Source organism: Rhizobium sp. 57MFTsu3.2 (assembly GCF_012932765.1).
GTDB classification, from domain to species: Bacteria; Pseudomonadota; Alphaproteobacteria; order Rhizobiales; family Rhizobiaceae; genus Rhizobium; species Rhizobium altiplani.
Genome location: NZ_JDWI01000008.1, coordinates 161,988 through 186,265, shown reverse-complemented (window position 1 = coordinate 186,265; position 24,278 = coordinate 161,988). Strand labels below are relative to the sequence as shown.

Genomic DNA, 24,278 nt, shown 5'->3' with positions numbered 1-24,278 from the left:
GGCCTTCAGGTCGAGACGATGACTTCCGCTTCGATTTCGACCGGAAAGTTCAGCGGCAGACCGGCAACGCCAATCGCGGATCGGGAGTGACTGCCCACCTCAGGTCCAAATACCTCGATGATCAGCTCGGTGAAGCCGTTGATTACGGCTGGCGGATTGGCAAAGCGGGGCGCGCAATTGACCATGCCGAACACACGACACCAGCCAGTAATGCGATCGAGACTACCCAGCTCCCGCTTCAGGCTGCCCAACATGGAAAGCGCGACTTTCCGCGCAGATGCCTTGGCCTCCTCGATGGAGATGTTTTCACCGACGGCTCCAAACGGGCCGGCAGGTGTTCCATCGGTATTCTGCGGGCCATGGCCTGAGACGAATGCGCGATTGCCGCGCACATTCACCCACGGAAAAGGAAGGACCATGTTGGAGGGCAGTTTCAGGGGCTGCGGTAGAACCAATCCCATCGCGGCAAGTCTCTGCTCATAGTTGGCCATGGAATTCCTCCGGACATAGCTTTGGTCCGTCATTGCGCGCGCGGCAATTCCAAGACCGGGTCGTGGATCGGAACGCATTCCTGCTGGTGAATATAGCCAGAGTGATGGTACGCGCCGACCTTAGCACGACGCGGTGCCTGGCGCACCCGTCTAGGCGGGAAGTGTGGCGGCCTTGGCTGCTGCGACGGATTTGGACGTCTTGCCCTCGAAGACGATGTCGAGGAACTCGTTCAGCCATGCCTTCAGCGGCGCGTCGAAGAGCATACGTCCTTCCAGATGCTCACGACCCTGCTGCGCATTGGGAAGAATGAAGCGGTGGGCGCCGTGAACCACCCAGCGGTGCATCATCGCGCGTGTCAGCTCGGCATGGAACTGCAGCCCCCAGGCATGGCCGCCGTAGCGAAACGCCTGATTGGGATAGGTATCGCCCTCAGCCAGCAGTTCGGCACCATGCGGCAGGTCAAACCCTTCGCGATGAAAGTGGTAAACCATCCTCGGCCAGTGCATCAGCAGCCGGCCTTTCTCCGTCGGGCGCAGCGGATACCAACCGATCTCCGTGGAACCATCGGCGTTCGCCTGAACCTTGCCGCCGAGCTGCCTCACCAGCATCTGTGCGCCGAGGCAGATCCCGAGTAGCGGGCGCTTCTCCCTGAGCGGCACGTCCAGCCAGTTGATCTCCGACTTGACGAAGTCCTCGGTATCGTTGGCACTCATCGGGCCGCCGAAGACAACGGCGCCCGCATGCTCTGCAAGTGTGGAGGGCAGTTTGTCGCCGAGAACCGGGCGCCGGATATCGAGCCGATACCTTTTCTCGGCCAGCAGCTGACCGACCCGGCCAGCGCTCGAGCGCTCCTGATGCAGAACAATCAGGACTGGGCGCTTCTCGTGCTCCGGTAAGCGGTCAGTCGGCATCGTCCCCCACTACCTCGGTATCCGTGACCCGTCGTGCTGCTTCCTGCCGCTTCTGGATCCGCTCGCGCGCGGAAACACCGAGGAGTTCGGCAATGCGCCAGATTGCATCATCTTCCATTTCGCTGCGCTCGCCATCGGCATAGACAATGTCCCAGAGGACCCCAATCAGCTCGAGCCGCTGTTCCGTGTTGAGGTGGCGCTTGAGATCCGACGTGAAGCGGTAGTAGTCGACGGCATCGCTTTCCGCCTCACGGCCCGCGGCCATCAGCGCGTCGAGTTGCTTGCGGTCAAGCCCGTACTGGTCCTTCAACAGCTTGCGAAGCCGCTTCGTCTCACTGTCCTTGACCTGCCCGTCCGCCTCCATGACCTGCATACAGAGCGCGGCCACCGCGATGCGCGGGTCGTCCGGCGCGAAGCCTTTCTTTGTGTTGTCGGAAGTCAGATTCTGAAAGAATTCCTGGAAGCGTTCGAACATTTAGATCCTGTTTGTCTAGAAAAGGCGAAGCCGTGTCTTGGGTTCTGGCTCCGCCGCTGGATTGCGAACGCCGGGATCGTCCGGCAGGCCGCCAAAGAAGGGGCGCGGTTCGGGTGAAGTTGCAGCTTCCGCCGCCTGCTTGCTTGATGCCGGCGGTTTCGGCGATGGACGCGCCGCCTCAGCTATCGTGGCAGCCCGCTCGAGTTCGATGATGCGGTGATCGCTGGCCGGGCCTTCGGAGCGAGCTTCGCGCACCGGCGGCAGCGTTTTCAGGGCGCGGTCTATGGAGATCGTCTTGCTTTCATCGGCAACATTATCCACATGGTCGAACGGTGCCTTCCAGACGAAGGCATCCAGCCGACCGGTAATAGGCGAAAGCGGCAACCATTTGTCGGAAACGTAACCATCGGCGACCCATGCCGGGTCGCGCGGCGCCTTGAGGGCTTGGGCAAGCCAGTGGCGAACGCGGCCCTGATCACCCGTTTCGGCTTCTTCGATGTCCGCGAGCAGCAGGAAGGTTGCTTCGCGCGGCTCAATCCGGGCGGCAGCCTCCGCCTTGGTGCGGGCCTTGGCGAAATCCTGCGTGTCGAGGGCAGCCTGCGCCACGAGAAGCAGGGATTCGACGTTGTTCGGCCGTATCCCCTCCAGTCGCTCGGCGCGCTTCAGGCGATCAGCGGCAGAATCGCCGCTGCGGGCGCGAACATAGGTGCGACCGATGTCCGGGTGCGGGGCCGATTTCCATGCCTGTTCGAGGATGGATGCCGCCTTGCGCAGCTTGTCTTCGCGGAACAGCGCCTTCGCGGCGACAATCGCGGCAGGCTCGAAGTCGGCGGCGAGCTTCAGGGCATGCGTGGCGTCGTCGCGTGCTCCCGCCGGATCGTTCTCGAGCTTCTCGGTGGCGCGGGCGGTAAGCAGAACCGCGCGAAGCCGATCCGCCTCAGCCTTTTCGATGACGCGGCCAGCCCTTTGTTGTTCCAGCAGTCGCATCGCATCATCCCAGCGACCCGCCTGGCTGCGATACTCAAGCGTTGCCTGTGCTGCCCAAGGCAGATAGGGCGCGTTGTCCGCGGCCTTTTCCGCATATTGACGCGCCGCCTCATTGGCGCCGAGCCGCTTGGCTTCCAGATACAGTCCGCGCAGCCCGAGCTCGCGGGTCTCGGGATCATTGGTCATCGCCTCGAACTTGGCGCGCGCTTCGTCGTGGCGACCTTCGATCAGCGCCGCCTGCGCCTCAAGGAGGGCGATCAGCGGCTCCTGATCGGCGCGGAGCAATCCTTGCGAACGGGCGGCCATCTTGCGCGCCATCAGCGCATTGCCGGCACCAGCCGCGATCAGGCCAGTCGACAGAGCCTGATAACCGCGGTCGCGCTTGCGGGCACGGAAATAGCGAGTGACGGAGTAGGGCGACGTCCAGAGTGTGCGCAGCAGCCACCACGCGGCCATCACGGCCGCGATGAGCGCGATCAGGGCGCTTGCCGCCACGACCAGCCGGGTCTGGTAAAGCTGCCCTTCCCAGACCAGCGAAAGATCGCCCGGGCGATCTGCCAGCCAGGAAAATCCGCAGCCTAGTGCGAGGACGACGAGGGCAAATATGACGAGCCTGACCATGCCTCAGCCCTCCTTGCCGGCGCTGGAGACCGCGTTGGACAGGGCGCTGCCCACAAGATCCTCGACGCGGATGCGGGCTTCCAGCGATTGCTTGAAAGCGGCGGAGGCCTGTTTTGCCTGAGCAGGCAGATCGGCCCATTCGGACGCGGCGCCCTGCAGGTCGCCGTTCTTCACCTTGTCTTCCATGCGCGCGGCAATTGCCTCGACGCTCTCACCCTCAATATTGCCGACGGGGCGGATCGTTACCAGCGACTTGGCGCTTGCCATCAACCGGTCGGACCAAGTCTGGTCGGGAGCGGCCTGATTGACGGAACCGACGATGGCGGTTGCAACATCCGGGACCTGGCGGATCAGTTCGGCGCGCGAGGGAACGCCGGTTTCGGCGAAGTTGCGCAGATCTGCAACGGCCGGATCGTCAGGAGAGACGCCGGCAAAGGTGTCGAGCTCGGCGACGAACGGTCCGCCGCGATCGATCGCCGCCTTCAAAGCGGCGGCCGCGATGGCCTTGGCGACGGCAACGTCGCGCCGCGGCTCGTTCAGCTTCTTCTCGATTTCGGCCAGGTGTTGCGTGATATCGGCGCCGTCGGCGGCTTTTTGTTCCGTTGTCTGGGAGACCGCGGCCCGTAGCTGGTCGATCTGGCCGGTCAGGTCGGCGATCTTCTGATTGAAAGCATCGACCGCAGCCGTGTCGGCAGCAGCCGGCAGGGTCTTGGCCGTCACTTCCAGCGCAGCAATACGCTGTTCCAGCGCGCCGTTATCTGGCGTGGAGGGGGCAGCGGCGAGATTGGCGACCGATTGCTTGAGCCCGTCGATTTCAGCCGAGAGATTGGAGACATCGGCAGGGGGTGAAGCAGGCGCGGACGAGCCGGGCAGAAACCCGGCATATTGAATGGCTCCGGCGCCGACAAGTGCGATCAGGCCGCCGACAATGCCGGCGGCGATCAGGCCCGATGTGCTGTTGCGCGGGAAGGTGGGCGGTGCTGGCGGTGCCGGCTCGCTCGTTTCGGGTGCGGGTTCGGCTGCAGCCTTTGGCGCTTCGTCAGGCGATGGCTCGTCGGTCAATTCAGGCTGCGCTTGAGGCTCATCCACGGTACCGGGTTTCGGCACATCGGCCGGTTCCTCGGCTTTCGTCTCGGCATCCTTGGCAGAAGCAAATTCCTGCTTATCCAGATCGATAGTGACCGGCTTCTCGGTGCTCTTCGAGTGGCGAGGCGGATTTCCTGGTGCCATGAGACCCTCTTAATTATGCAATGCAACGAAACTAGTCAGTGATGCCAGACAAGGAAAGAGGTTAGACGAAATTTGGGCACGCAGCGCGTTCAAAGGAGCGACAAAAGGCTGCGCTCCTCCGGCATCGCCGCGATGCTCACAGCGCCCCGCAGCGACGCGGGGACCATCTCTGCAACGGATTTGCTGAGGCAGAGAAGACGTATTCCGTCTACCCGATCGGGTCGCATCTGCGGCTCAGCGACACGGAAGAAGTCTTCTGCTGTCTGGCGCGAGAAAAACAGGATCGCATCCGGCCGCTGCTCAAAGATTGTGTCCAGCGCTTGCGGCGCGATCGGTGTCGGCTCCATCCGGTAGCACTCCGCGACGGTAATCCGCAGGCCGATTTCGCTTGCACGCTTCTCGAAGGTCTCCGCTCTCGGCGATCCCGCCAGATAGAGAACGGAGCCCCCTGCTTTTTTCGCAATCGTCTCAGCAAGCTCGGCGCCGCTGCCGCCCGATGCCGTGACGGAGCTAAAGCCGATCGCCCGCGCTTCCTCAGCCGTCGCATCACCGACCGCAAAGAGGGGGCGAGCGAGGTGAACGGCCAGCTCGGCGTCATGGGCTGTGAGCGCCCGGATCGTTTCGGCACTGGTGATCGCGATGCTGCCCTTGGTCGTGCTCAAGCCGCGCAACGCCGCGTTGGCGTCGTGAACCGGATGCGACAGGGGCAGCAGTATCGGTTCGTGTCCTAGCTCGCGAAGACGCTTGGCGGTGCGCTCGCCCGAATGCTGAGGACGGGTCACGAGCACGCGCATTAGGACATCAGCTCCAGTCGTCGAAGAAACTGCTGCCGGCGCGGGCGCGGATCTCCTGCCCTGCGCGGGTGCCCAAAGCGGCCGCATCGCGCCTGTGGCCATCGACGCTGATGGCATGCTGGTTGCGGCCATCAGGTGTGATGATCAAGCCGGAGAAGCGGACCTGGTCGCCTTCGCAGACGGCGTAACCGCCGATCGGCGTGCGGCAGGAGCCGTCCAAGGCGGCAAGGAAGGCCCTTTCACAGGAAACCGCGTCGAAGGTCGTGGCATCGTTGATGGGCGCAAGCAGGCTATCGATGCGGGTGTCGCCGATGCGGCTTTCAATGCAGATGGCGCCCTGTGCCGGTGCAGGCGGAAAGGTTTCAGCAGGGAGGATATCGGTTATCACCTCGACCTTGCCGAGCCGCTTCAAGCCGGCAAGCGCAAGCAGCGTGGCGTCGACCTGGCCTTCTTGCAGCTTTCTAAGCCGCGTATCGACGAGGCCACGAAAGGTGATGACGTTGATGTCTGGACGCATGCGGCGGATAAGCGCCTGACGGCGAAGCGAAGAGGAGCCGACCGTCGCGCCGTGGGGCAGGTCCATCAGTTTTGGCGCAGTGCGTCCGATCACCGCGTCCCGGACATCCTCGCGCGGCAGAAAGGCCGAAAGACAGAGCCCCTCCGGAAGCTGTGTCGGCATGTCCTTGGCGGAATGCACGGCAATGTCGAGGTCGCCGCTCGCAAGTTGCTGCTCCAGCTCTTCGGTGAAAAGTCCCTTGCCGCCGATCTGGGCCAGCGAACGGTCGGTGATGCGATCGCCCTTGGTGCTCAGTACGACGATTTCGAACATTGCTTCGGGCAGTCCATGCGCCGCCATCAGCCTGTCACGTGCCTCGTGAGCCTGGGCAAGCGCCAGCGGGCTGCCTCGAGTACCGATCCGGAAAGGTTTTGTTTGCATCCGCATTGATCCGTTGTTACCGGAGTTCCTCGTAAACAGGTTTAAGATCCATCGCAATCAACGATCAGGTTTCATGGCGCCCTTTCTGCGTATTCTCGGCATCGAAACAAGCTGCGACGAAACCGCCGCGGCTGTGGTCGAGCGAGCCGTCGACGGGCAGCCGACGGTGCGTTCGGACGTCGTCTTGAGCCAGCTCGAGGAGCACAGCGCCTATGGCGGCGTTGTGCCGGAGATTGCGGCCCGCGCCCATGTCGAGGCACTCGATACGCTGATCGACGAAGCCTTGAAACGCGCCAATGTGTCGCTCTCCGATATCGATGCCATCGCGGCAACCTCGGGGCCTGGCCTGATCGGCGGTCTGCTTGTCGGCCTCATGACCGGAAAGGCAATCGCCAAGGCGTCCGGAAAACCGCTCTATGCCGTCAACCATCTCGAAGGGCACGCATTGACGGCGCGGCTGACGGATGGGCTCGCATTTCCCTATCTGATGCTGCTCGTTTCCGGCGGCCATACGCAGCTTATTCTTGTCCGGGGTGTCGGGCAATACGAGCGCTGGGGCACGACGATCGACGACGCCCTCGGCGAAGCTTTCGACAAGACGGCGAAGTTGCTGAGCCTGCCGTATCCAGGCGGACCGGCGGTCGAGCGCGCGGCCAAGAGCGGTGACCCGGACCGCTTCAACTTTCCGCGCCCTCTGGTTGGCGAGGCGAAACTGAATTTCTCGTTTTCCGGCCTGAAGACGGCCGTACGCCAGGCCGCAACCGAAATCGCGCCATTGACGGAGCAGGATGTCGCGGACATCTGTGCCTCATTCCAGAAGGCGATCTCGCGAACGCTGAAGGATCGTATTGGCCGGGGTCTGGAGCGCTTCAAGGCCGAGTTTCCGCAGGTCGACGGCGGACCGGCCCTTGTGGTTGCTGGCGGGGTCGCTGCCAATCTGGAGGTTCGCAGCACCCTGCAGTCGCTTTGCGACAAGCATGGCTTTCGCTTTGTCGCGCCGCCGCTCAGATTGTGCACCGATAACGCCGTGATGATCGCCTGGGCGGGTCTGGAGCGCATGGCGACAGGCGTCGAGCCGGATGATCTCGACGTGCAGCCGCGTTCGCGCTGGCCGCTGGATTCCAACGCCGAAACGCTGCTTGGCTTTGGCAAACGGGGAGCGAAAGCATGAGCGAGAAGATCGCCGTTATCGGAGCTGGTGCTTTTGGAACCGCGCTTGCCGCGGTGATCGCGCTGACCGAGCGCAATGCGGTGACGCTCGTCGGCCGAGATCCTGAGCTGATCGCGGGCTTGCAGGCTGAGCATTTGCATGACGCTGTCTTGCCAGGCATCGCCTTGCCGGAGTCGCTCGCCTTCTCTGCCGAGCCGGCCGCGATCAGCGACGCCGACATCGTCCTCTTCGCGATGCCCTCACAGGCGCAGGCGGATGCGGCAAGACAATACCGCCCCTATCTCCAGAACAATGCGATCGTCGTGACCTGTGCAAAGGGCATTGAGCGGACAACCGGCAATCTGCTGACCGACATGCTGGAGCGCGAAATACCGGGCCACCCTATCGCCGTGCTATCGGGGCCGGGATTTGCCGCCGATATCGCCAAGGGCTTGCCGACTGCCATGGCGATCGCCGCTGCGGATATCGATGTTGCCGAAAGGCTGGCGCATGCGATCTCTGGCCGAACATTCCGGCTTTATGCCTCGTCAGACCGGATCGGCGTCCAGCTCGGCGGAGCGCTGAAGAACGTTCTGGCGATCGCCTGCGGCATTGTCGAAGGCGCCGGTATCGGAGACTCTGCGCGGGCGGCGCTGATTGCGCGCGGGCTTGCCGAGATGTCGCGTTTTGTCGTCGCCAAAGGCGGGCAGGCGGACACGGTGCGCGGGTTGTCCGGCCTTGGCGACCTGGTGCTGACGGCAACCAGCCATCAATCTCGTAACCTGCGCTTCGGCATTGCCCTTGGTCGCGGCGAGACCGTCGATCCCACTCATGGCGAACTCGTAGAGGGCGCCTTTGCGGCGGCTGTTGCGTCGCGCCTTGCGCAGTCGCTCAATGTCAACATGCCGATTACCGATGCCGTATCCGCTATCATCGAAGGCAAGCTCGGAATTGCCGAGGCCATCGATCAGCTCATGACGCGTCCGATTACGACTGAATAGGAGTTCCGATATGCTTTTTGCCCTCCTCTGCAAGGATAAGCCCGATCACCTCAACGTCCGCATGGAGGCGCGGCCCGCCCATGTGGAACATCTCAACAAGCTCAATGCCGAGGGCGTGTTGAAGATGGCTGGCCCGTTTCTCGACGCTGATGGCAAGCCCTGCGGCAGCCTGGTCATCATTCATGCCGATACGATCGAAGCGGCGAAGGCGCTGTCGGACAGCGACCCCTACGCCAAGGCCGGCCTTTTTGAGAGCGTCGACATCAAGCCCTTCAATTGGGTCTTCAACAATCCGGAGGCTTGAGCGTGGCGCATTGGCTCTACAAATCAGAACCCGCTTCCTGGTCGTGGGAGCAGCAGAAGGCGGCCGGCGAGAAGGGCACCGAATGGACCGGTGTCCGCAACTATCTCGCCCGCAACAACATGCGGGCGATGCAGCTTGGCGATAAGGGGTTCTTCTACCACTCCAACGAAGGTCTCGAGATCGTCGGTATCGTCGAGGTCTGCGCTCTGTCTCACCCGGACTCGACAGCAGCCGGCGATGACCGCTGGGACTGCGTCGACATTCGCGCCGTCTGCGATATCCCCAAGCCGGTTTCGCTGAAGGACATCAAGGCCAACGAGAAGTTTGCCAAGATGTCGCTCGTCACTTCCATGCGGCTTTCGGTCCAGCCGGTAACAGACGAAGAGTATCTCGAGATTTGCCGGCTGGGTGGCCTCGACAATCCGCCGCGGTGAGCCGCCGTTGAAAACCGAACCCGAGGTCTTCATCCGCGCGAATACCAGTCCAATGGCGCCGCCGCATGTGCCCGAAATTCGGCTGCATCTGGCGGACGAAGCCCACGAGCTATGGCTAAAGACGGAAGAGGAGCTTGCGGAAATCGGCCTGCCGCCGCCTTTCTGGGCATTCGCCTGGGCGGGCGGCCAAGGGCTGGCACGCTACGTACTCGATCATCCTGATATCGTTGCCGGCAAATGCGTCCTCGACTTTGCCACGGGTTCCGGCCTTGTTGCGATTGCGGCAAAGCTCGCGGGAGCGGCGAAGGTCGTTGCCGCCGACATCGACCCCTGGACCGAAACCGCTGTGTGGCTGAACGCCGAACTGAACAAGGCGGATATCGATTTTATCGGTGCCGATCTGATCGGCCGCAACGTCGAGGCTGACATTCTGCTCGCCGGCGACGTCTTCTACGACGCCGGCTTTGCGGCCGCGATCGTTCCATGGTTCAATATGCTCAGTCGCCAAGGCATCGCCATCTTCGTCGGGGATCCGGGACGCAGCTATCTTCCCAAGGAGAACCTGGAATTCTGCGCAGTCTACGAGGTTCCGGTTACCCGGGCGCTTGAAGACAGCGAGGTGAAGAAAACGACCGTTTGGCGCTTCACGGCCTGATAACGCAGACGCCGGCCTCGTAGGAGCAGCTGCTGCTCTTTGTGGTCACGTTGATCACCTTGGCCATTGGCGCAAGGGTAATGGTTCTTTGCTGGGCACCGACGCTATAGCCGCTCGCTGTGACGTAAGTCCCGCCGCCGGCGTCATACACGTAGGACGATCCCGAATAGGTGCCGCTTACGCCTGTGCCTGTCGGCGACTGAACGAGGACGATGACGTTGCGTCCGCCATAACCGCGATAACCACTATTGCCGCGATACGGGAATGACGCAGGCTTGATTAGGGGCGTCCGACCGAAGCGATGGCCGAACCGTTTGGAACCATCCGAGAATCGGATGCGTCCGTCGTTCCATCCAAAAAAAGGCCGACCGACGATCGTGGGTGCGTGATGCCTGAAGAATCCCTTACCACCGTGGCGAGAGAATGAACCCCTCCCAAAATCGTCCGCCGACATCGGCAGTGCGATCAAAACAGCGGCGACAAGTGAAACGAGCGCGGACATAGACTTCAGCATCGCGCGGATCTCCGAAAATGAAATGCTTAACAAAGCGTTAACTGCAAAATGCGCCAAAAGCCGCCGATTGTCCAGAAGACGTCTGGCCATGCCGTTCGCGCCAAGCGCGGGCCAGGCCGTCAAGCGCAGTTCGCGCCACCCAGAGACGCAAATCGATTAAATTAAATTGGGGGTGCAATTATACTTGTCGTTAGGGGCTTACGTGATTAAACGTCGCCATTGATGCGACGCACACAAAGAAATTTGTCATTCGTGTGATCGCCTTGAATGCTCCCTGATGGAGGAGCGCAGAGAAGACGCCGCGAGGTTCTGATGGCGAATGTGACAAATAACCGGCCCCTGTCGCCGCATTTGCAAATTTACAAACCAATCCCCACCATGGTCATGTCGATCGTTCACCGTATTACCGGTGGCGCGCTTTACGTCGGTACGCTGCTGGTCGCCTGGTGGCTGATCGCCGCCGCGACTGGCCAAGCCTACTATGACTGGGTCAACTGGATCCTCGGAAGCGTCGTCGGCAAGCTCGTGCTGCTTGGCTACACCTGGGCGCTTCTGCACCACATGGTTGGCGGTTTCCGTCACTTCGTCTGGGATCTCGGTTACGGCTTCGACAAGGAAGTCTCGACCAAGATGGCTCAAGCTTCGATCGTCATATCGCTCTGTCTGACCGTGCTGGTCTGGGTGATCGGCTTCCTTATTCGCTTCTGAAGGTTGTTCTCATGGATATGCGCACCCCCCTGGGTAAGGTTCGCGGCCTTGGCTCGGCCAAGGAAGGAACTGATCATTTCTGGCGCCAGCGCGTCACGGCGGTTGCCAACGTGCCGCTTTTTCTCTTCTTCATCATCTTCATGATCATTCACGCCGGCGAGCCTTATGCCGATGTGGTTCACGCCCTGTCCAACCCGCTTGTTGCGGTCGTAATGGGTCTGATGGTCGTTTCCGGCGTCATTCATATGCGGCTCGGCATGCAGGTCATCATCGAGGACTACGTTCATGGCGAATTCGCCAAGATCGCCCTGCTGATGCTGAACACGTTCTTTTCGATCCTGATGGCGGGGCTCTGTCTCTTCGCCATTCTGAAAATTGCATTCGTAGGATAACCGTATCATGGCACCGACTTCACCCGCTCAGAATGGGAAGGCCTACAAATACGTCGATCACTCATACGATGTGATCGTCGTCGGCGCCGGCGGCGCCGGTCTTCGCGCCACGCTTGGCATGGCCGAACAGGGTTTCCGCACCGCCTGCATCACCAAGGTATTCCCGACCCGCTCGCACACGGTCGCTGCCCAGGGCGGCATCGCCGCCTCGCTGCAGAATATGACGCCCGACAGCTGGCAGTGGCACCTCTACGACACCGTCAAGGGCTCCGACTGGCTCGGCGATGTCGACGCCATGCAGTATCTCACCATGGAAGCGCCGAAGGCGGTCTATGAGCTTGAGCATTACGGCGTTCCCTTCTCACGCAACGAGGAAGGCAAGATCTACCAGCGGCCGTTCGGCGGCCACATGCAGAACTTCGGCGAAGGCCCGCCGGTGCAGCGCACCTGCGCCGTTGCCGACCGTACCGGCCACGCGATCCTGCACACGCTCTATGGTCAGTCGCTGCGCAACAACGCCGAGTTCTTCATCGAGTATTTCGCGCTCGACCTGATCATGTCGGATGACGGCAGCCGCTGCACCGGCGTCGTCGCCTGGTGCCTCGATGACGGCACCATTCATCGCTTCGCCGCCAAGATGGTGGTGCTGGCGACCGGCGGTTATGGCCGCGCCTACTTCTCGGCAACCTCTGCCCATACCTGCACCGGCGACGGCGGCGGTATGGTGGCCCGCGCCGGTCTGCCGCTGCAGGACATGGAATTCGTACAGTTCCACCCGACCGGCATTTACGGTTCGGGCTGTCTCATCACCGAGGGCGCGCGCGGCGAAGGCGGCTACCTCGTCAACTCCGAGGGCGAGCGCTTTATGGAACGCTATGCCCCTTCGGCGAAGGACCTTGCCTCGCGCGACGTCGTTTCGCGCTGCATGACGCTTGAGATCCGCGAAGGTCGCGGCGTCGGCAAGAACAAGGACCACATCTTCCTGCATCTCGACCATCTCGATCCGGCCGTTCTGCACGAGCGCCTGCCGGGCATTTCCGAGAGCGCCAAGATCTTCGCCGGCGTCGACGTGACGCGCGAGCCGATCCCGGTCCTGCCGACTGTCCACTACAACATGGGCGGTATTCCGACGAACTACTGGGGCGAAGTGCTGAATGCCGACAGCTCCAATCCGGAGCGCATCATCCCCGGCCTGATGGCCGTGGGCGAAGCCGGTTGCGCCTCGGTGCACGGCGCCAATCGTCTCGGCTCCAACTCGCTGATCGACCTCGTGGTCTTCGGCCGCGCCGCTGCGATCCGCGCCGGCGAGGTCATCGATCGCAGCGCGCCGATCCCGCATCTCAACGTCGCCGCCTGCGACAAGATCATGGATCGCTTCGACAGCCTGCGCAATGCCAGCGGCGGCACGCCGACGGCGGTGCTGCGCGAGAAGATGCAGCGCGCCATGCAGGAAGACGCCGCCGTGTTCCGTACGCAGGAATCGCTGGAGTCGGGCTGCAAGCGCATCTCGGCCATCTGGCAGGAAATGCGCGACATCAAGGTCACCGACCGTTCGATGATCTGGAACTCCGACCTCGTGGAAACCCTCGAGCTGCAGAACCTGATGGCCAACGCCATCACGACGATCTACGGCGCCGAGGCTCGCAAGGAGAGCCGTGGTTCGCACGCACGCGAAGACTACACGGAAGGCGCTTTTGCCGGCCGTGACGACGTCAACTGGCGCAAGCACACACTTGCCTGGGTCAACGAGTCAGGCGACGTCAAGCTCGACTACCGCCCGGTTCACACCGAGCTCATCGCAGAGGGCATCGATCCCAAGAAGATCGCGCCCAAGGCTCGCGTGTACTAAAAGGAACCGGACATGGTTGAACTCGCTCTTCCCAAGAACTCCCAGATCCGCGAAGGCAAGGTATGGCCGAAGCCAGCGGGCGCGAAGAACACTCGCGAATTCCGCGTCTACCGCTGGAGCCCGGATGACGGACGGAACCCGTCGATCGACACCTTCTATATCGATGTCGACGATTGCGGTCCGATGGTGCTCGACGGTCTGCTCTACATCAAGAACAAAATCGACCCGACGCTGACGCTGCGCCGTTCCTGTCGTGAGGGCATCTGCGGCTCCTGCGCGATGAACATCGACGGCACGAATACGCTCGCCTGCACCAAGGGTCTCGACGACATCAAGGGCGCGGTGAAGATCTATCCGCTGCCGCATCTGCCTGTCGTCAAGGACCTGGTCCCGGATCTCACCAACTTCTATGCCCAGCACCGCTCGATCGAGCCATGGCTGAAGACGGTTTCGCCGACGCCGGCCAAGGAATGGAAGCAGAGCCATGAGGACCGCCAGAAGCTCGACGGCCTCTACGAGTGCATTCTCTGCGCTTGCTGCTCGACTTCCTGTCCGAGCTACTGGTGGAACGGCGACCGCTACCTCGGTCCGGCCGTTCTCCTGCAGGCTTACCGCTGGCTGATCGACAGCCGCGACGAAGCGACCGGCGAGCGTCTCGACAATCTCGAGGATCCGTTCCGTCTCTATCGCTGCCACACGATCATGAACTGCGCGCAGACCTGCCCGAAGGGCCTGAACCCCGCCAAGGCAATCGCCGAAATCAAGAAGATGATGGTCGAGCGTCGTGTTTGATCAATCCAGCAAAAGGGCCGCGGATGCGGCCCTTTTCTTTATCCGCTCGCGAAGCCTTAATCTGTCCGGGATTGCGCCAAATTTGTCTCGGCGTTACGGCGTTGCTCCCACATCGACACAATTTCTCCTCGCGCTGGCTTGATTCAGTACAGCCTTTCAAGATAATTCCGCCGTGATTGCGCGGCAACTTCAGGGCAATACTGGAAAAATCAGGAGTATGATGATGCAGTTCAGACATATGGCGACAGGTCTCGTGGTTATTCTGTCGTTAGCTGGCTGCCAGCGCACCGCCTATGACAATGCAAGCTTTAGCCAGCCGGCGCCGCTGACGGCCCAGCCGGTTCCTTCGGTTCAGGGCGGACAGCTTCCGCCGCCTTCCGGTGCTTCCCAATTCCCGGCCGCTCCAACGGCCACGGCGCCAGTCGCCGGCGGCCAGCCCGGCGCGATGGCTGCGAATGCGATGGATGTCACGAAGGAATCGATGGTCGGCAGCTGGCGCGTCAACGGCTCCTGCGACATGTTCCTGACGCTCACCAATCTCGGCAGCGGCTCGCGTGGCGGTACGCGCGGCTGCGTCGGCGAACTGACGGCGATGGGCTCCTGGGAAGTTTCAGGCAAGCAGGTTATCCTGAAGGACCGCAGCGGCAACGAGATCGGCAGCGTCTACAAGACCGCCGACAACGCTTTCAGCGGCCAGACCAATACCGGTCAGCCGATCAGCCTCAGCCGTTAAAAGATCCGGCGGCGAAGGCCGCCGATCCTGCATAGGCGGACCTCCTTTATGCAACCCATGCCAGACTACACCCTGAGCGTCAGTGAACAATTGAAGTCGCTGACGGCTTCGGGCGCGCTTCAAATCGATTCAGCCCAGATGCACGTGGCGAAATGCCTGGATCGGGTACTGTCGGGGTTGAAGCAGCGGCGGCCGGCGGCAAAGGCAAGCGCTCTCGGCTGGTTGTTCGCCAACAAGAAGAAGCCGGCGGAAGCAGTCAAGGGACTCTACATTCATGGCAGCGTCGGCCGCGGCAAGACGATGCTGATGGATATGTTCTTCGGCATGGCGCCTTGCGCGAAGAAGCGGCGCGCGCACTTCCACGAATTCATGGCCGACGTGCACAACCGCATCGCGGCACACCGGCTGAAGCTCAAGCAGGGCGAGACCAAGCAGGCCGATCCCATTCCGGTCGTTGCTGCTGCCCTCTATGACGAAGCCGAACTGCTGTGCTTCGATGAGTTTACCGTGACTGACATCGCCGACGCGATGATCCTGTCGCGGCTGTTTTCCGAACTTTTCCGGCGCGGGTGCCTGCTGGTCGCGACCTCCAATGTCGAGCCCAACAACCTCTACAAGGACGGCCTCAATCGGAGCTTGTTCCTGCCCTTCGTCGATCTCCTGAAGCAGAACGTCGAGATCGTGACACTGGACTCGCCGACTGACTACCGGATGGAGAAGCTCGACAGCCAGCCGGTCTATCTGACGCCGATCGATAACCGGACCGACATGGCCATGGATGCATCCTGGATGCAGGCGCTTCACGGCCGAAAGGCGCAGCCGCTGGAGATTCCGATGAAGGGGCGGTCGATCCACGTGCCGCTGGCAGTTGATCGGCTGGCGCGGTTTTCGTTCGCTGATCTCTGTGAAAAGCCGTTGGGTGCCGCGGACTTTCTGGCCATTGCCGAACGTTTCGACGCCATCTTCATCGATCACGTGCCGCTGCTGGGGCCAGACAAGCGAAACCAGATCAAGCGCTTCATCATCCTGATCGATACACTTTACGATCATGCGGTACGGCTCTATGTCTCCGCTGCGGCGATGCCTGAAAACTTGCTGACACAGGCGCGTGGTACCGAAGGCTTCGAATTCGATCGTACTGTCTCGCGACTTTTCGAAATGCGCAGTTTGGAATATCTTGCATTGCATCACGAGCGGCGGGCCGCGGAGTAACGTTCTGGCGACAAATAATCTTACGTTTACGTAAGAATTTTATGATCTAAACGATTGAAATTCCTTGCTCAAAAATAATCATTTGCCATTTTTTGGCTTTGGAGCTATGCGATTGCGGCATTGGGCGATGCCCCTCCGCGCGTCGCCTGACGAATTTTGATCGCAAAGGAAACAGCGAAATGGCGCGTAACAAGATCGCACTCATTGGTTCTGGCATGATTGGTGGCACGCTGGCGCATCTCGCCGGCCTGAAGGAACTGGGTGACATCGTTCTCTTCGATATCGCCGACGGCATTCCTCAGGGTAAGGGCCTCGACATCGCTCAGTCCTCTCCGGTCGAGGGCTTCGACGCCAACCTGACGGGCGCCAGCGACTATTCGGCGATCGAGGGTGCTGATGTCTGCATCGTCACCGCCGGTGTGCCGCGCAAGCCGGGCATGAGCCGCGACGACCTTCTCGGCATCAACCTCAAGGTCATGGAACAGGTCGGCGCCGGCATCAAGAAGTATGCCCCGAACGCTTTCGTCATCTGCATCACCAATCCGCTCGACGCGATGGTCTGGGCGCTGCAGAAGTTCTCCGGCCTTCCGGCCAATAAGGTCGTCGGTATGGCCGGCGTTCTCGACTCGTCGCGCTTCCGCCTGTTCCTGTCCCAGGAATTCAACGTTTCCGTACAGGACGTCACGGCATTCGTTCTCGGCGGCCATGGCGACACGATGGTGCCGCTCGCCCGCTATTCGACGGTTGGCGGTATTCCGCTGACGGATCTCGTCACGATGGGTTGGGTCACCAAGGAACGCCTCGAAGAAATCATCCAGCGTACCCGTGACGGGGGTGCCGAAATCGTCGGCCTGCTGAAGACCGGCTCGGCCTACTATGCGCCGGCTGCTTCCGCGATCGAAATGGCCGAGTCCTACCTCAAGGACAAGAAGCGCGTCCTGCCTTGCGCAGCACAGCTGACTGGCCAGTACGGCGTCAAGGACATGTATGTCGGCGTTCCCACTGTTATCGGTGCCGGCGGCGTCGAGCGCGTCATCGAGATCGACCTCAACAAGGCCGAAAAGGAAGCCTTCGACAAGTCGGTCGCTGCTGTCGCCGGTCTTTGCGAAGCCTGCATCAACATTGCGCCTGCGCTGAAGTAATCAGACCGCGCGCTGACGCAATCCAACAGGAATAGATCCATGAATATTCATGAATATCAGGCCAAGGCTCTGCTGAAGGGCTATGGCGCGCCGGTCGCAAAAGGTGTGGCGATCCTCAAGGTCGAGGAAGCCGAAGCTGCCGCCAAGTCGCTTCCGGGCCCGCTTTATGTGGTCAAGAGCCAGATCCATGCCGGCGGCCGCGGCAAGGGCAAGTTCAAGGAACTCGGCGCCGACGCCAAGGGCGGTGTTCGTCTCGCCAAGTCGATCGACGAAGTCGTTGCTCACGCCAAGGAAATGCTCGGCAACACGCTGGTAACGGCGCAGACGGGCGAAGCTGGCAAGCAGGTCAACCGCCTCTACATCGAAGACGGCGCCGATATTGCCCGCGAACTCTATTGCTCGCTGCTGGTCGACCGCTCGGTTGGCCGCGTTGCCTTCGTCGTCTCGACCGAAGGCGGCATGGACATCGAGGCTGTCGCTCACGATACGCCCGAGAAGATCCACACGATCGCTATCGATCCGGAAGCCGGCGTCACCGCGGCTGACGTTGCTGCGATCTCCAAGGCTCTCGAACTGACCGGCGCCGCCGCCGAAGACGCCAAGTCGCTGTTTCCGGCGCTCTACAAGGCATTCGGCGAGAAGGACATGGCTCTCCTCGAGGTCAACCCGCTGATCGTCATGAAGGATGGCCACCTGCGCGTTCTCGACGCCAAGATGTCATTCGACGGCAATGCGCTGTTCCGCCACGACGACGTCAAGGCGCTGCGCGACGAGACCGAGGAAGACGCCAAGGAAATCGAGGCCTCGAAGTGGGATCTCGCCTACGTAGCCCTCGACGGCAACATTGGCTGCATGGTCAACGGCGCCGGTCTCGCCATGGCGACGATGGACATCATCAAGCTCTACGGCAAGGAGCCGGCAAACTTCTGCGACGTCGGCGGTGGCGCCGGCAAGGAGAAGGTCGCTGCAGCCTTCAAGATCATTACGGCTGACCCGAAGGTCGAGGGCATCCTCGTCAACATCTTCGGCGGCATCATGCGTTGCGACGTCATCGCCGAAGGCGTTGTCGCAGCTGTGCAGGAAGTCGGTCTGAAGGTTCCGCTCGTCGTTCGCCTCGAAGGCACCAACGTCGAACTCGGCAAGAAAATCCTCAACGAGTCGGGTCTGGCGATTACGGCTGCCGACGATCTCGACGACGCGGCGAAGAAGATCGTCGCGGCGATCAAGGCCTAATCCGGAAGGACCGAAAGAATGTCTATTCTCGTCAACAAAGACACCAAGGTTCTCGTTCAGGGCCTGACCGGCAAGACCGGTACCTTCCACACCGAACAGGCGCTGGCTTACTACGGTACCAAGATGGTCGGCGGTATTCACCCGAAGAAGGGTGGCGAAACCTGGTCGTCGGGCGTCGACGGTACCTCGCTGCCGATCTTCGCAAGCGTTGCCGAAGCCAAGGAACGGACCGGCGCCGATGCGACCGTGATCTACGTCCCGCCGGCCGGTGCTGCTGATGCGATCATCGAGGCGATCGAGGCCGAAATCCCGTTCATCACCTGCATCACCGAGGGCATCCCGGTCATGGATATGGTGCGCGTCAAGGCCAAGCTCGACAAGTCGAAGTCACGCCTGCTCGGACCGAACTGCCCGGGCATCCTGACGCCGGAAGAGTGCAAGATCGGCATCATGCCGGGCTCGATCTTCCGCAAGGGTTCGGTCGGCATCGTTTCCCGTTCAGGCACGCTGACCTACGAAGCGGTGTTCCAGACATCCAACGAAGGCCTCGGCCAGACGACGGCTGTCGGTATCGGCGGCGACCCGGTCAAGGGCACCGAGTTCATCGACGTGCTGGAAATGTTCCTGGCCGATGAAGCCACGACCTCGATCATCATGATCGGCGAAATCGGCGGCTCGGCTGAAGAAGACGCGGCCCAGTTCCTGATCGACGAAGCCAAGAAGGGCCGCAAGAAGCCGATGGCCGGATTCATCGCGGGCCGTACGGCTCCGAAGGGCCGCACCATGGGTCATGCCGGTGCTGTCGTTTCCGGCGGCAAGGGCGACGCGGAATCGAAGATCGCGGCCATGGAATCGGCTGGCATCAAGGTTTCGCCTTCGCCGGCGCGCCTCGGCAAGACGCTGGTTGAAGTCCTCAAGGGCTAATCCAATCTATAACCCGGGCAACGGTTTTCGCCGCTCGCCCGGGTCTCGACTTTGAAATGGAATGAGCCGCGGACAGGCGGCTATCGACAGATGCGGCAAGCCGGTCGAGTATCCGGCGGAATCACAAGTCAGGAGGCGGACGAAAGCGTCCGCGTGCAACCATGGCACGGCAAGAAGCCAACGAGCAGTTTCAGATTACCTCGTTCCTGGATGGCGCCAATGCTGCCTATATCGAGCAGCTCTATGCGCGCTATGAAGAAGACCCGAGCTCGGTCAACGAGGAATGGCGGTCCTTCTTCAAGGCTCTGGAAGACAATCCGGAAGATGTGAAAAAGGCGGCCAAGGGTGCATCCTGGCGCAAGACGAACTGGCCCCTGCAGCCGAAGAGCGATCTAGTTTCGGCGCTCGACGGCGATTGGGGCACTGTTGAAAAGATCATCGAGACCAAGGTCAAGGGCAAGGCGGAAGCATCAGGCAAGCCGACCGAAGGTGCCGACATCCTGCAGGCGACCCGCGACTCCGTCCGCGCCATCATGATGATCCGCGCCTATCGCATGCGCGGCCACCTGCATGCCAAGCTCGATCCGCTCGGGATCGCAGCACCCGTCGAAGACTACAAGGAACTGTCGCCCGAAGCTTACGGTTTCACGCAGGCCGACTATTCCCGCAAGATCTTCATCGACAACGTTCTCGGCCTTGAATACGCCACCCTTCCCGAGATGATCGAGATCCTCGAGCGCACCTACTGCTCGACCCTCGGCGTCGAATTCATGCATATTTCCAATCCGGAAGAAAAAGCCTGGATCCAGGAGCGCATCGAAGGTCCGGACAAGGGCGTTGCCTTCACCCCGGAAGGCAAGAAGGCGATCCTTGCCAAGCTGGTCGAGGCCGAAGGCTACGAGCAGTTCCTAGACGTGAAGTTCAAGGGCACCAAGCGCTTTGGTCTCGATGGTGGCGAATCGCTCATCCCGGCGCTGGAGCAGATCCTGAAGCGCGGCGGCCACCTCGGCCTTCGTGAAGCCGTATTCGGTATGGCCCATCGCGGTCGTCTGAATGTGCTTTCGCAAGTCATGGGCAAGCCGCATCGCGCGATTTTCCACGAATTCAAGGGCGGTTCCTACGCGCCTGACGAAGTCGAAGGTTCCGGCGACGTCAAGTACCACCTCGGCGCCTCCTCCGACCGCGAGTTCGACGGCAACAAGGTCCACGTCTCGCTGACGGCCAATCCGTCGCACCTTGAAATCGTTGACCCCGTCGTCATGGGCAAGGCTCGCGCCAAGCAGGACATGGGCGCCACCGTCTGGGACGGCGATACCATTCCGCTGTCGGAGCGCGCCAAGGTTCTGCCGCTGCTGATCCACGGCGACGCGGCGTTTGCCGGCCAGGGCGTGATTGCCGAAATCCTCGGCCTGTCGGGCCTGCGCGGTCACCGCGTTGCCGGCACGATGCACGTCATCATCAACAACCAGATCGGCTTCACCACCAACCCGGCCTTCTCGCGTTCGTCGCCCTATCCGTCCGACGTCGCCAAGATGATCGAAGCGCCGATCTTCCACGTCAACGGCGACGATCCGGAAGCAGTTGTCTATGCTGCCAAGATCGCCATGGAATTCCGCATGAAGTTCCACAAGCCCGTTGTGGTCGACATGTTCTGCTATCGTCGCTACGGCCACAATGAAGGCGATGAGCCGTCCTTCACTCAGCCGAAGATGTACAAGGTCATCCGCGCCCACAAGACGGTGCTGCAGATCTATGCGGATCGCCTCGTTGCCGAAGGCCTGCTGACCGATGGCGACGTCGAGAAGATGAAGGCTGACTGGCGCGCGCATCTCGAGCAGGAGTTCGACGCCGGGCAGAGCTACAAGCCGAACAAGGCCGATTGGCTGGATGGCGAGTGGTCGGGCCTGCGCACGGCTGACAACGCCGACGAACAGCGCCGCGGCAAGACCGCCGTTCCGATGAAGACGCTCAAGGATATCGGCCGCAAGCTTTCGGAAATTCCGCAAGGCTTCCATGCACACCGCACGATCCAGCGCTTCATGGAAAACCGCGCCAACATGATCCAGACGGGCGAGAATCTCGACTGGGCGATGGCCGAGGCGCTTGCCTTCGGTTCGCTTGTTGTCGAAGGCCACAAGATCCGCCTTTCCGGTCAGGATTGCGAGCGCGGTACCTTCTCGCAGCGTCATTCGGTTCTCTACGATCAGGAGACGGAAGAGCGCTACATCCCGCTGGCGAACCTGTCGTCCAACCAGGCTCGCTACGAAGTCATCAACTCGATGCTTTCGGAAGAAGCGGTGCTCGGCTTCGAATACGGCTATTCGCTGGCTCGCCCGAATGCGCTGACCCTTTGGGAAGCCCAGTTCGGTGACTTCGCCAACGGTGCGCAGGTCGTCTTCGACCAGTTCGTCTCCTCGGGCGAACGCAAGTGGCTGCGCATGTCGGGTCTCGTCTGCCTGCTGCCGCATGGCTACGAAGGCCAGGGTCCGGAGCACTCCTCGGCCCGCCTCGAGCGCTTCCTGCAGCTTTGCGCCGAGGACAACATGCAGGTTGCCAACGTCACGACGCCGGCGAACTACTTCCACATCCTGCGCCGTCAGCTGAAGCGCGACTTCCGCAAGCCGCTCGTGCTGATGACGCCGAAGTCCCTGCTGCGTCACAAGCGGGCTGTTTCCAGCCTTGCCGAACTCGCTGGCGAGTCTTCCTTCCATCGCCTCCTCTGGGACGATGCGGAGGTCATCAAGGACGGCCCGATCAAACTGCAGAAGGATGCGAAGATCCGCCGCGTGGTCATGTGCACCGGCAAGGTCTACTACGACCTTCTGGAAGAGCGCGAAAAGCGCGGCATCGACGACATCTACCTGCTGCGCGTCGAACAGCTCTATCCGTTCCCGGCAAAGGCGCTCATCAACGAGCTTTCCCGCTTCCGGAACGCCGAGATGGTCTGGTGCCAGGAAGAGCCGAAGAACATGGGCGCATGGTCGTTCATCGACCCGTATCTGGAGTGGGTGCTCGCCCACATCGATGCGAAGTACCAGCGCGTCCGTTACACCGGCCGTCCGGCTGCCGCTTCGCCGGCAACGGGTCTGATGTCCAAGCATCTGTCGCAGCTCGCCGCATTCCTCGAGGATGCGCTGGGCGGTTAAGGGATCGGGGCGATGGCATATTTCTTCTTCAGACTTGTGCCGCCTCGCCCCCGTTTCCCCTACGACGCGACCGGGGAGGAAATGGCCGCGATGAAGCGCCATGCCGCCTACTGGCACCAGAACGCGGAACAGGGATCGGCGATCGCCGTCGGTCCCGTCTTCGAAGGTGAAGGAGGCTGGGGCATGGCAGTCGTCTCGGTGGAGGATCAGCAGGCAGCGCAAGCGCTTGCCGATGCCGATCCGATCATCCAGTCCGGTTACGGTTTTCGCTTCGACATATTGCCAATGCCCTCGATCATTCTCCGGCCGTCAGGAGCCGGAAACGAATAAACGAACACAAGCAAATCAGGATTTGAACAATGGCCACAGAAATCCGCGTTCCAACTCTCGGTGAATCCGTCAGCGAGGCAACCGTCGGTACCTGGTTCAAGAAGGTCGGCGATGCCATCAAGGCCGACGAACCGATTCTCGAGCTTGAAACCGACAAGGTGACCATCGAAGTGCCCGCACCGGCTTCCGGTACGCTGTCCGAGATTGTCGCCCAGGCTGGCGAAACCGTCGGTCTCGGCGCGCTGCTCGGCCAGATCGCCGCAGGCGCTGGTGCCGCCGCCGCCCCGGCTGCTGCTGCTCCCGCCGCCGCCCCGGCAAAGGTAGCCGAACCGGCTGTCGCTGCCGCCGCTGCTCCGGCAGCTGCTGCTTCCGCGATGCCGCCGGCACCGGCTGCCGCCAAGATGCTCGCCGAAAACAACCTGTCGGCCGATCAGATCGACGGCAGCGGCAAGCGTGGCCAGGTTCTGAAGGGCGACGTGATCGCTGCTGTTGCCAAGGGCATCTCCGCCCCGGCTGCCGCTGCCGCTCCTGCCGTTCCGGCTGCCGCCCGCGGCCCGTCGACTGTCGAGGATGCGGCTCGCGAAGAGCGCGTGAAGATGACGCGCCTGCGCCAGACGATCGCCAAGCGCCTGAAGGACGCACAGAACACGGCTGCCATGCTGACCACCTACAACGAGGTGGACATGAAGGCTGTCATGGACCTGCGCGCCAAGTACAAGGACGTCTTCGAAAAGAAGCATGGCGTGAAGCTCGGCTTCATGGGCTTCTTCACCAAGGCTATCACCCACGCGCTGAAGGAACTTCCGGCTGTTAACGCCGAGATCGACGGCACCGACATCATCTACAAGAACTTCTGCCACATCGGCATGGCCGTCGGCACGGACAAGGGCCTCGTCGTCCCTGTCATCCGCGACGCGGACCAGATGTCGATCGCTGAAGTCGAAAAGGAACTGGCGCGTCTCGCAAAGGCTGCGCGCGATGGCTCGCTCTCGATGGCCGACATGCAGGGCGGCACCTTCACGATCACCAATGGCGGCGTTTACGGCTCGCTGATGTCCTCGCCGATCCTGAACGCGCCGCAGTCCGGCATCCTCGGCATGCATAAGATCCAGGACCGTCCGGTCGTCGTTGGCGGCCAGATCGTCATCCGTCCGATGATGTATCTCGCGCTCTCCTACGACCACCGTATCGTCGACGGCAAGGAAGCCGTGACCTTCCTCGTCCGCGTCAAGGAAAGCCTGGAAGATCCGGAGCGCCTGGTTCTCGATCTCTAAGCATTCGACTGGGCCGCGTGAGCGGCCCTTTCCACCTC

Annotated in this window: 25 protein-coding genes; 17 read left to right on the top strand and 8 right to left on the bottom strand. The window is 61.6% G+C overall.

Going from position 1 to position 24,278, the window contains the following annotated elements; all coding sequences use genetic code 11:
- Positions 1-5: 5 nt before the first annotated feature.
- The 7 genes from AF71_RS11715 to hemC form a co-directional block, all read right to left on the bottom strand.
- Positions 6-491 (bottom strand): RidA family protein, encoded by a 486-nt coding sequence (locus tag AF71_RS11715; protein WP_018855770.1) that lies wholly within the window; start codon positions 489-491, stop codon positions 6-8.
- Between the two features lie 150 nt (positions 492-641).
- Entirely contained in the window at positions 642-1,403 is a 762-nt protein-coding gene (locus AF71_RS11710; protein WP_169681401.1) for a glutamine amidotransferase, read from the bottom strand.
- Positions 1,393-1,878 (bottom strand): TerB family tellurite resistance protein, encoded by a 486-nt coding sequence (locus AF71_RS11705; RefSeq protein ID WP_018855768.1) that lies wholly within the window; start codon positions 1,876-1,878, stop codon positions 1,393-1,395. Before AF71_RS11705 ends, AF71_RS11710 begins: the two co-directional genes overlap by 11 nt.
- Before the next feature lie 15 nt (positions 1,879-1,893).
- Complete coding sequence (locus AF71_RS11700) at positions 1,894-3,486, bottom strand: heme biosynthesis protein HemY (protein ID WP_169681400.1); 1,593 nt, start codon at positions 3,484-3,486, stop codon at positions 1,894-1,896.
- A 3-nt stretch (positions 3,487-3,489) separates the two neighbouring features.
- Positions 3,490-4,716, bottom strand: a complete 1,227-nt coding sequence (locus AF71_RS11695; RefSeq protein WP_169681398.1) for a COG4223 family protein — start codon at positions 4,714-4,716, stop codon at positions 3,490-3,492.
- An 89-nt stretch (positions 4,717-4,805) separates the two neighbouring features.
- The gene (locus tag AF71_RS11690; RefSeq protein WP_113471987.1) at positions 4,806-5,510 is read right to left on the bottom strand and encodes a uroporphyrinogen-III synthase; all 705 of its coding nucleotides are present in this window, start codon (positions 5,508-5,510) and stop codon (positions 4,806-4,808) included.
- Positions 5,511-5,517: 7 nt separating this feature from the next.
- Positions 5,518-6,447 carry a hydroxymethylbilane synthase gene (gene hemC, locus AF71_RS11685; protein ID WP_169681396.1) on the bottom strand — a complete coding sequence of 310 codons (930 nt, stop codon included), beginning with the start codon at positions 6,445-6,447 and terminating at the stop codon, positions 5,518-5,520.
- A 73-nt stretch (positions 6,448-6,520) separates the two neighbouring features.
- On the opposite strand from hemC, the gene tsaD reads away from it, so the two are divergent.
- The 5 genes from tsaD to AF71_RS11660 are packed head-to-tail and all read left to right on the top strand — an operon-like array spanning position 6,521 to position 9,991.
- On the top strand, positions 6,521-7,618 hold the full coding sequence (tsaD, locus tag AF71_RS11680; RefSeq protein WP_018855763.1) for a tRNA (adenosine(37)-N6)-threonylcarbamoyltransferase complex transferase subunit TsaD: 1,098 nt from the start codon (positions 6,521-6,523) through the stop codon (positions 7,616-7,618).
- Positions 7,615-8,598 (top strand): NAD(P)H-dependent glycerol-3-phosphate dehydrogenase, encoded by a 984-nt coding sequence (locus tag AF71_RS11675; protein ID WP_169681394.1) that lies wholly within the window; start codon positions 7,615-7,617, stop codon positions 8,596-8,598. The genes tsaD and AF71_RS11675 overlap by 4 nt, the downstream gene beginning before the upstream one ends.
- Before the next feature lie 10 nt (positions 8,599-8,608).
- The gene (locus tag AF71_RS11670) at positions 8,609-8,902 is read left to right on the top strand and encodes a YciI-like protein (protein WP_018855761.1); all 294 of its coding nucleotides are present in this window, start codon (positions 8,609-8,611) and stop codon (positions 8,900-8,902) included.
- A gap of 2 nt (positions 8,903-8,904) precedes the next feature.
- Positions 8,905-9,336, top strand: a complete 432-nt coding sequence (locus AF71_RS11665; RefSeq protein ID WP_025658181.1) for an EVE domain-containing protein — start codon at positions 8,905-8,907, stop codon at positions 9,334-9,336.
- 7 nt (positions 9,337-9,343) lie between these two features.
- Positions 9,344-9,991, top strand: a complete 648-nt coding sequence (locus AF71_RS11660) for a methyltransferase (protein ID WP_113471993.1) — start codon at positions 9,344-9,346, stop codon at positions 9,989-9,991.
- Here AF71_RS11660 and AF71_RS11655 read toward each other — a convergent pair.
- On the bottom strand, positions 9,981-10,505 hold the full coding sequence (locus tag AF71_RS11655) for a hypothetical protein (RefSeq protein WP_169681392.1): 525 nt from the start codon (positions 10,503-10,505) through the stop codon (positions 9,981-9,983). The genes AF71_RS11660 and AF71_RS11655 overlap by 11 nt on opposite strands.
- Before the next feature lie 312 nt (positions 10,506-10,817).
- Here AF71_RS11655 and sdhC point away from each other — a divergent pair, with 312 nt between their 5' ends.
- From sdhC to odhB, 12 genes are all read left to right on the top strand, one after another.
- Positions 10,818-11,213 carry a succinate dehydrogenase, cytochrome b556 subunit gene (sdhC, locus tag AF71_RS11650; protein ID WP_025658184.1) on the top strand — a complete coding sequence of 132 codons (396 nt, stop codon included), beginning with the start codon at positions 10,818-10,820 and terminating at the stop codon, positions 11,211-11,213.
- Positions 11,214-11,224: 11 nt separating this feature from the next.
- A complete protein-coding gene (sdhD, locus tag AF71_RS11645; RefSeq protein WP_018855756.1) occupies positions 11,225-11,605 on the top strand; it encodes a succinate dehydrogenase, hydrophobic membrane anchor protein in 381 nt (126 codons plus the stop codon).
- Between the two features lie 7 nt (positions 11,606-11,612).
- The gene (gene sdhA, locus AF71_RS11640; RefSeq protein ID WP_169681391.1) at positions 11,613-13,454 is read left to right on the top strand and encodes a succinate dehydrogenase flavoprotein subunit; all 1,842 of its coding nucleotides are present in this window, start codon (positions 11,613-11,615) and stop codon (positions 13,452-13,454) included.
- A 12-nt stretch (positions 13,455-13,466) separates the two neighbouring features.
- The gene (locus AF71_RS11635) at positions 13,467-14,246 is read left to right on the top strand and encodes a succinate dehydrogenase iron-sulfur subunit (RefSeq protein ID WP_169681389.1); all 780 of its coding nucleotides are present in this window, start codon (positions 13,467-13,469) and stop codon (positions 14,244-14,246) included.
- Positions 14,247-14,469: 223 nt separating this feature from the next.
- Entirely contained in the window at positions 14,470-14,979 is a 510-nt protein-coding gene (locus AF71_RS11630; RefSeq protein WP_169681387.1) for a protease inhibitor Inh/omp19 family protein, read from the top strand.
- 48 nt (positions 14,980-15,027) lie between these two features.
- A complete protein-coding gene (gene zapE, locus AF71_RS11625) occupies positions 15,028-16,191 on the top strand; it encodes a cell division protein ZapE (RefSeq protein WP_113471984.1) in 1,164 nt (387 codons plus the stop codon).
- 179 nt (positions 16,192-16,370) lie between these two features.
- The gene (gene mdh, locus AF71_RS11620; RefSeq protein ID WP_112655582.1) at positions 16,371-17,333 is read left to right on the top strand and encodes a malate dehydrogenase; all 963 of its coding nucleotides are present in this window, start codon (positions 16,371-16,373) and stop codon (positions 17,331-17,333) included.
- Positions 17,334-17,372: 39 nt separating this feature from the next.
- Positions 17,373-18,566, top strand: coding sequence for an ADP-forming succinate--CoA ligase subunit beta (gene sucC / locus AF71_RS11615; RefSeq protein ID WP_018855750.1), 1,194 nt, complete (start codon positions 17,373-17,375; stop codon positions 18,564-18,566).
- 18 nt (positions 18,567-18,584) lie between these two features.
- Entirely contained in the window at positions 18,585-19,490 is a 906-nt protein-coding gene (gene sucD, locus AF71_RS11610) for a succinate--CoA ligase subunit alpha (protein ID WP_112655586.1), read from the top strand.
- Between the two features lie 161 nt (positions 19,491-19,651).
- Positions 19,652-22,636, top strand: coding sequence for a 2-oxoglutarate dehydrogenase E1 component (locus tag AF71_RS11605; protein ID WP_018855748.1), 2,985 nt, complete (start codon positions 19,652-19,654; stop codon positions 22,634-22,636).
- 12 nt (positions 22,637-22,648) lie between these two features.
- A complete protein-coding gene (locus AF71_RS11600) occupies positions 22,649-22,966 on the top strand; it encodes a YciI family protein (protein ID WP_026371591.1) in 318 nt (105 codons plus the stop codon).
- A gap of 29 nt (positions 22,967-22,995) precedes the next feature.
- Positions 22,996-24,240, top strand: a complete 1,245-nt coding sequence (odhB, locus tag AF71_RS11595; RefSeq protein WP_018855746.1) for a 2-oxoglutarate dehydrogenase complex dihydrolipoyllysine-residue succinyltransferase — start codon at positions 22,996-22,998, stop codon at positions 24,238-24,240.
- Positions 24,241-24,278 lie beyond the last annotated feature (38 nt).

Coding starts and splice junctions, on each gene's coding strand:
- AF71_RS11670 (WP_018855761.1), top strand. CDS start 8,609: ATGCTTTTTGCCCTCCTCTGCAAGGATAAGCCCGATCACCTCAACGTC.
- AF71_RS11710 (WP_169681401.1), bottom strand. CDS start 1,403: ATGCCGACTGACCGCTTACCGGAGCACGAGAAGCGCCCAGTCCTGATT.
- sucD (WP_112655586.1), top strand. CDS start 18,585: ATGTCTATTCTCGTCAACAAAGACACCAAGGTTCTCGTTCAGGGCCTG.
- AF71_RS11705 (WP_018855768.1), bottom strand. CDS start 1,878: ATGTTCGAACGCTTCCAGGAATTCTTTCAGAATCTGACTTCCGACAAC.
- AF71_RS11630 (WP_169681387.1), top strand. CDS start 14,470: ATGCAGTTCAGACATATGGCGACAGGTCTCGTGGTTATTCTGTCGTTA.
- hemC (WP_169681396.1), bottom strand. CDS start 6,447: ATGCAAACAAAACCTTTCCGGATCGGTACTCGAGGCAGCCCGCTGGCG.
- AF71_RS11605 (WP_018855748.1), top strand. CDS start 19,652: ATGGCACGGCAAGAAGCCAACGAGCAGTTTCAGATTACCTCGTTCCTG.
- AF71_RS11635 (WP_169681389.1), top strand. CDS start 13,467: ATGGTTGAACTCGCTCTTCCCAAGAACTCCCAGATCCGCGAAGGCAAG.
- sucC (WP_018855750.1), top strand. CDS start 17,373: ATGAATATTCATGAATATCAGGCCAAGGCTCTGCTGAAGGGCTATGGC.
- odhB (WP_018855746.1), top strand. CDS start 22,996: ATGGCCACAGAAATCCGCGTTCCAACTCTCGGTGAATCCGTCAGCGAG.
- AF71_RS11655 (WP_169681392.1), bottom strand. CDS start 10,505: ATGCTGAAGTCTATGTCCGCGCTCGTTTCACTTGTCGCCGCTGTTTTG.
- AF71_RS11690 (WP_113471987.1), bottom strand. CDS start 5,510: ATGCGCGTGCTCGTGACCCGTCCTCAGCATTCGGGCGAGCGCACCGCC.
- zapE (WP_113471984.1), top strand. CDS start 15,028: ATGCAACCCATGCCAGACTACACCCTGAGCGTCAGTGAACAATTGAAG.
- AF71_RS11675 (WP_169681394.1), top strand. CDS start 7,615: ATGAGCGAGAAGATCGCCGTTATCGGAGCTGGTGCTTTTGGAACCGCG.
- AF71_RS11715 (WP_018855770.1), bottom strand. CDS start 491: ATGGCCAACTATGAGCAGAGACTTGCCGCGATGGGATTGGTTCTACCG.
- sdhC (WP_025658184.1), top strand. CDS start 10,818: ATGGCGAATGTGACAAATAACCGGCCCCTGTCGCCGCATTTGCAAATT.
- mdh (WP_112655582.1), top strand. CDS start 16,371: ATGGCGCGTAACAAGATCGCACTCATTGGTTCTGGCATGATTGGTGGC.
- sdhD (WP_018855756.1), top strand. CDS start 11,225: ATGGATATGCGCACCCCCCTGGGTAAGGTTCGCGGCCTTGGCTCGGCC.
- AF71_RS11600 (WP_026371591.1), top strand. CDS start 22,649: ATGGCATATTTCTTCTTCAGACTTGTGCCGCCTCGCCCCCGTTTCCCC.
- sdhA (WP_169681391.1), top strand. CDS start 11,613: ATGGCACCGACTTCACCCGCTCAGAATGGGAAGGCCTACAAATACGTC.
- tsaD (WP_018855763.1), top strand. CDS start 6,521: ATGGCGCCCTTTCTGCGTATTCTCGGCATCGAAACAAGCTGCGACGAA.
- AF71_RS11700 (WP_169681400.1), bottom strand. CDS start 3,486: ATGGTCAGGCTCGTCATATTTGCCCTCGTCGTCCTCGCACTAGGCTGC.
- AF71_RS11695 (WP_169681398.1), bottom strand. CDS start 4,716: ATGGCACCAGGAAATCCGCCTCGCCACTCGAAGAGCACCGAGAAGCCG.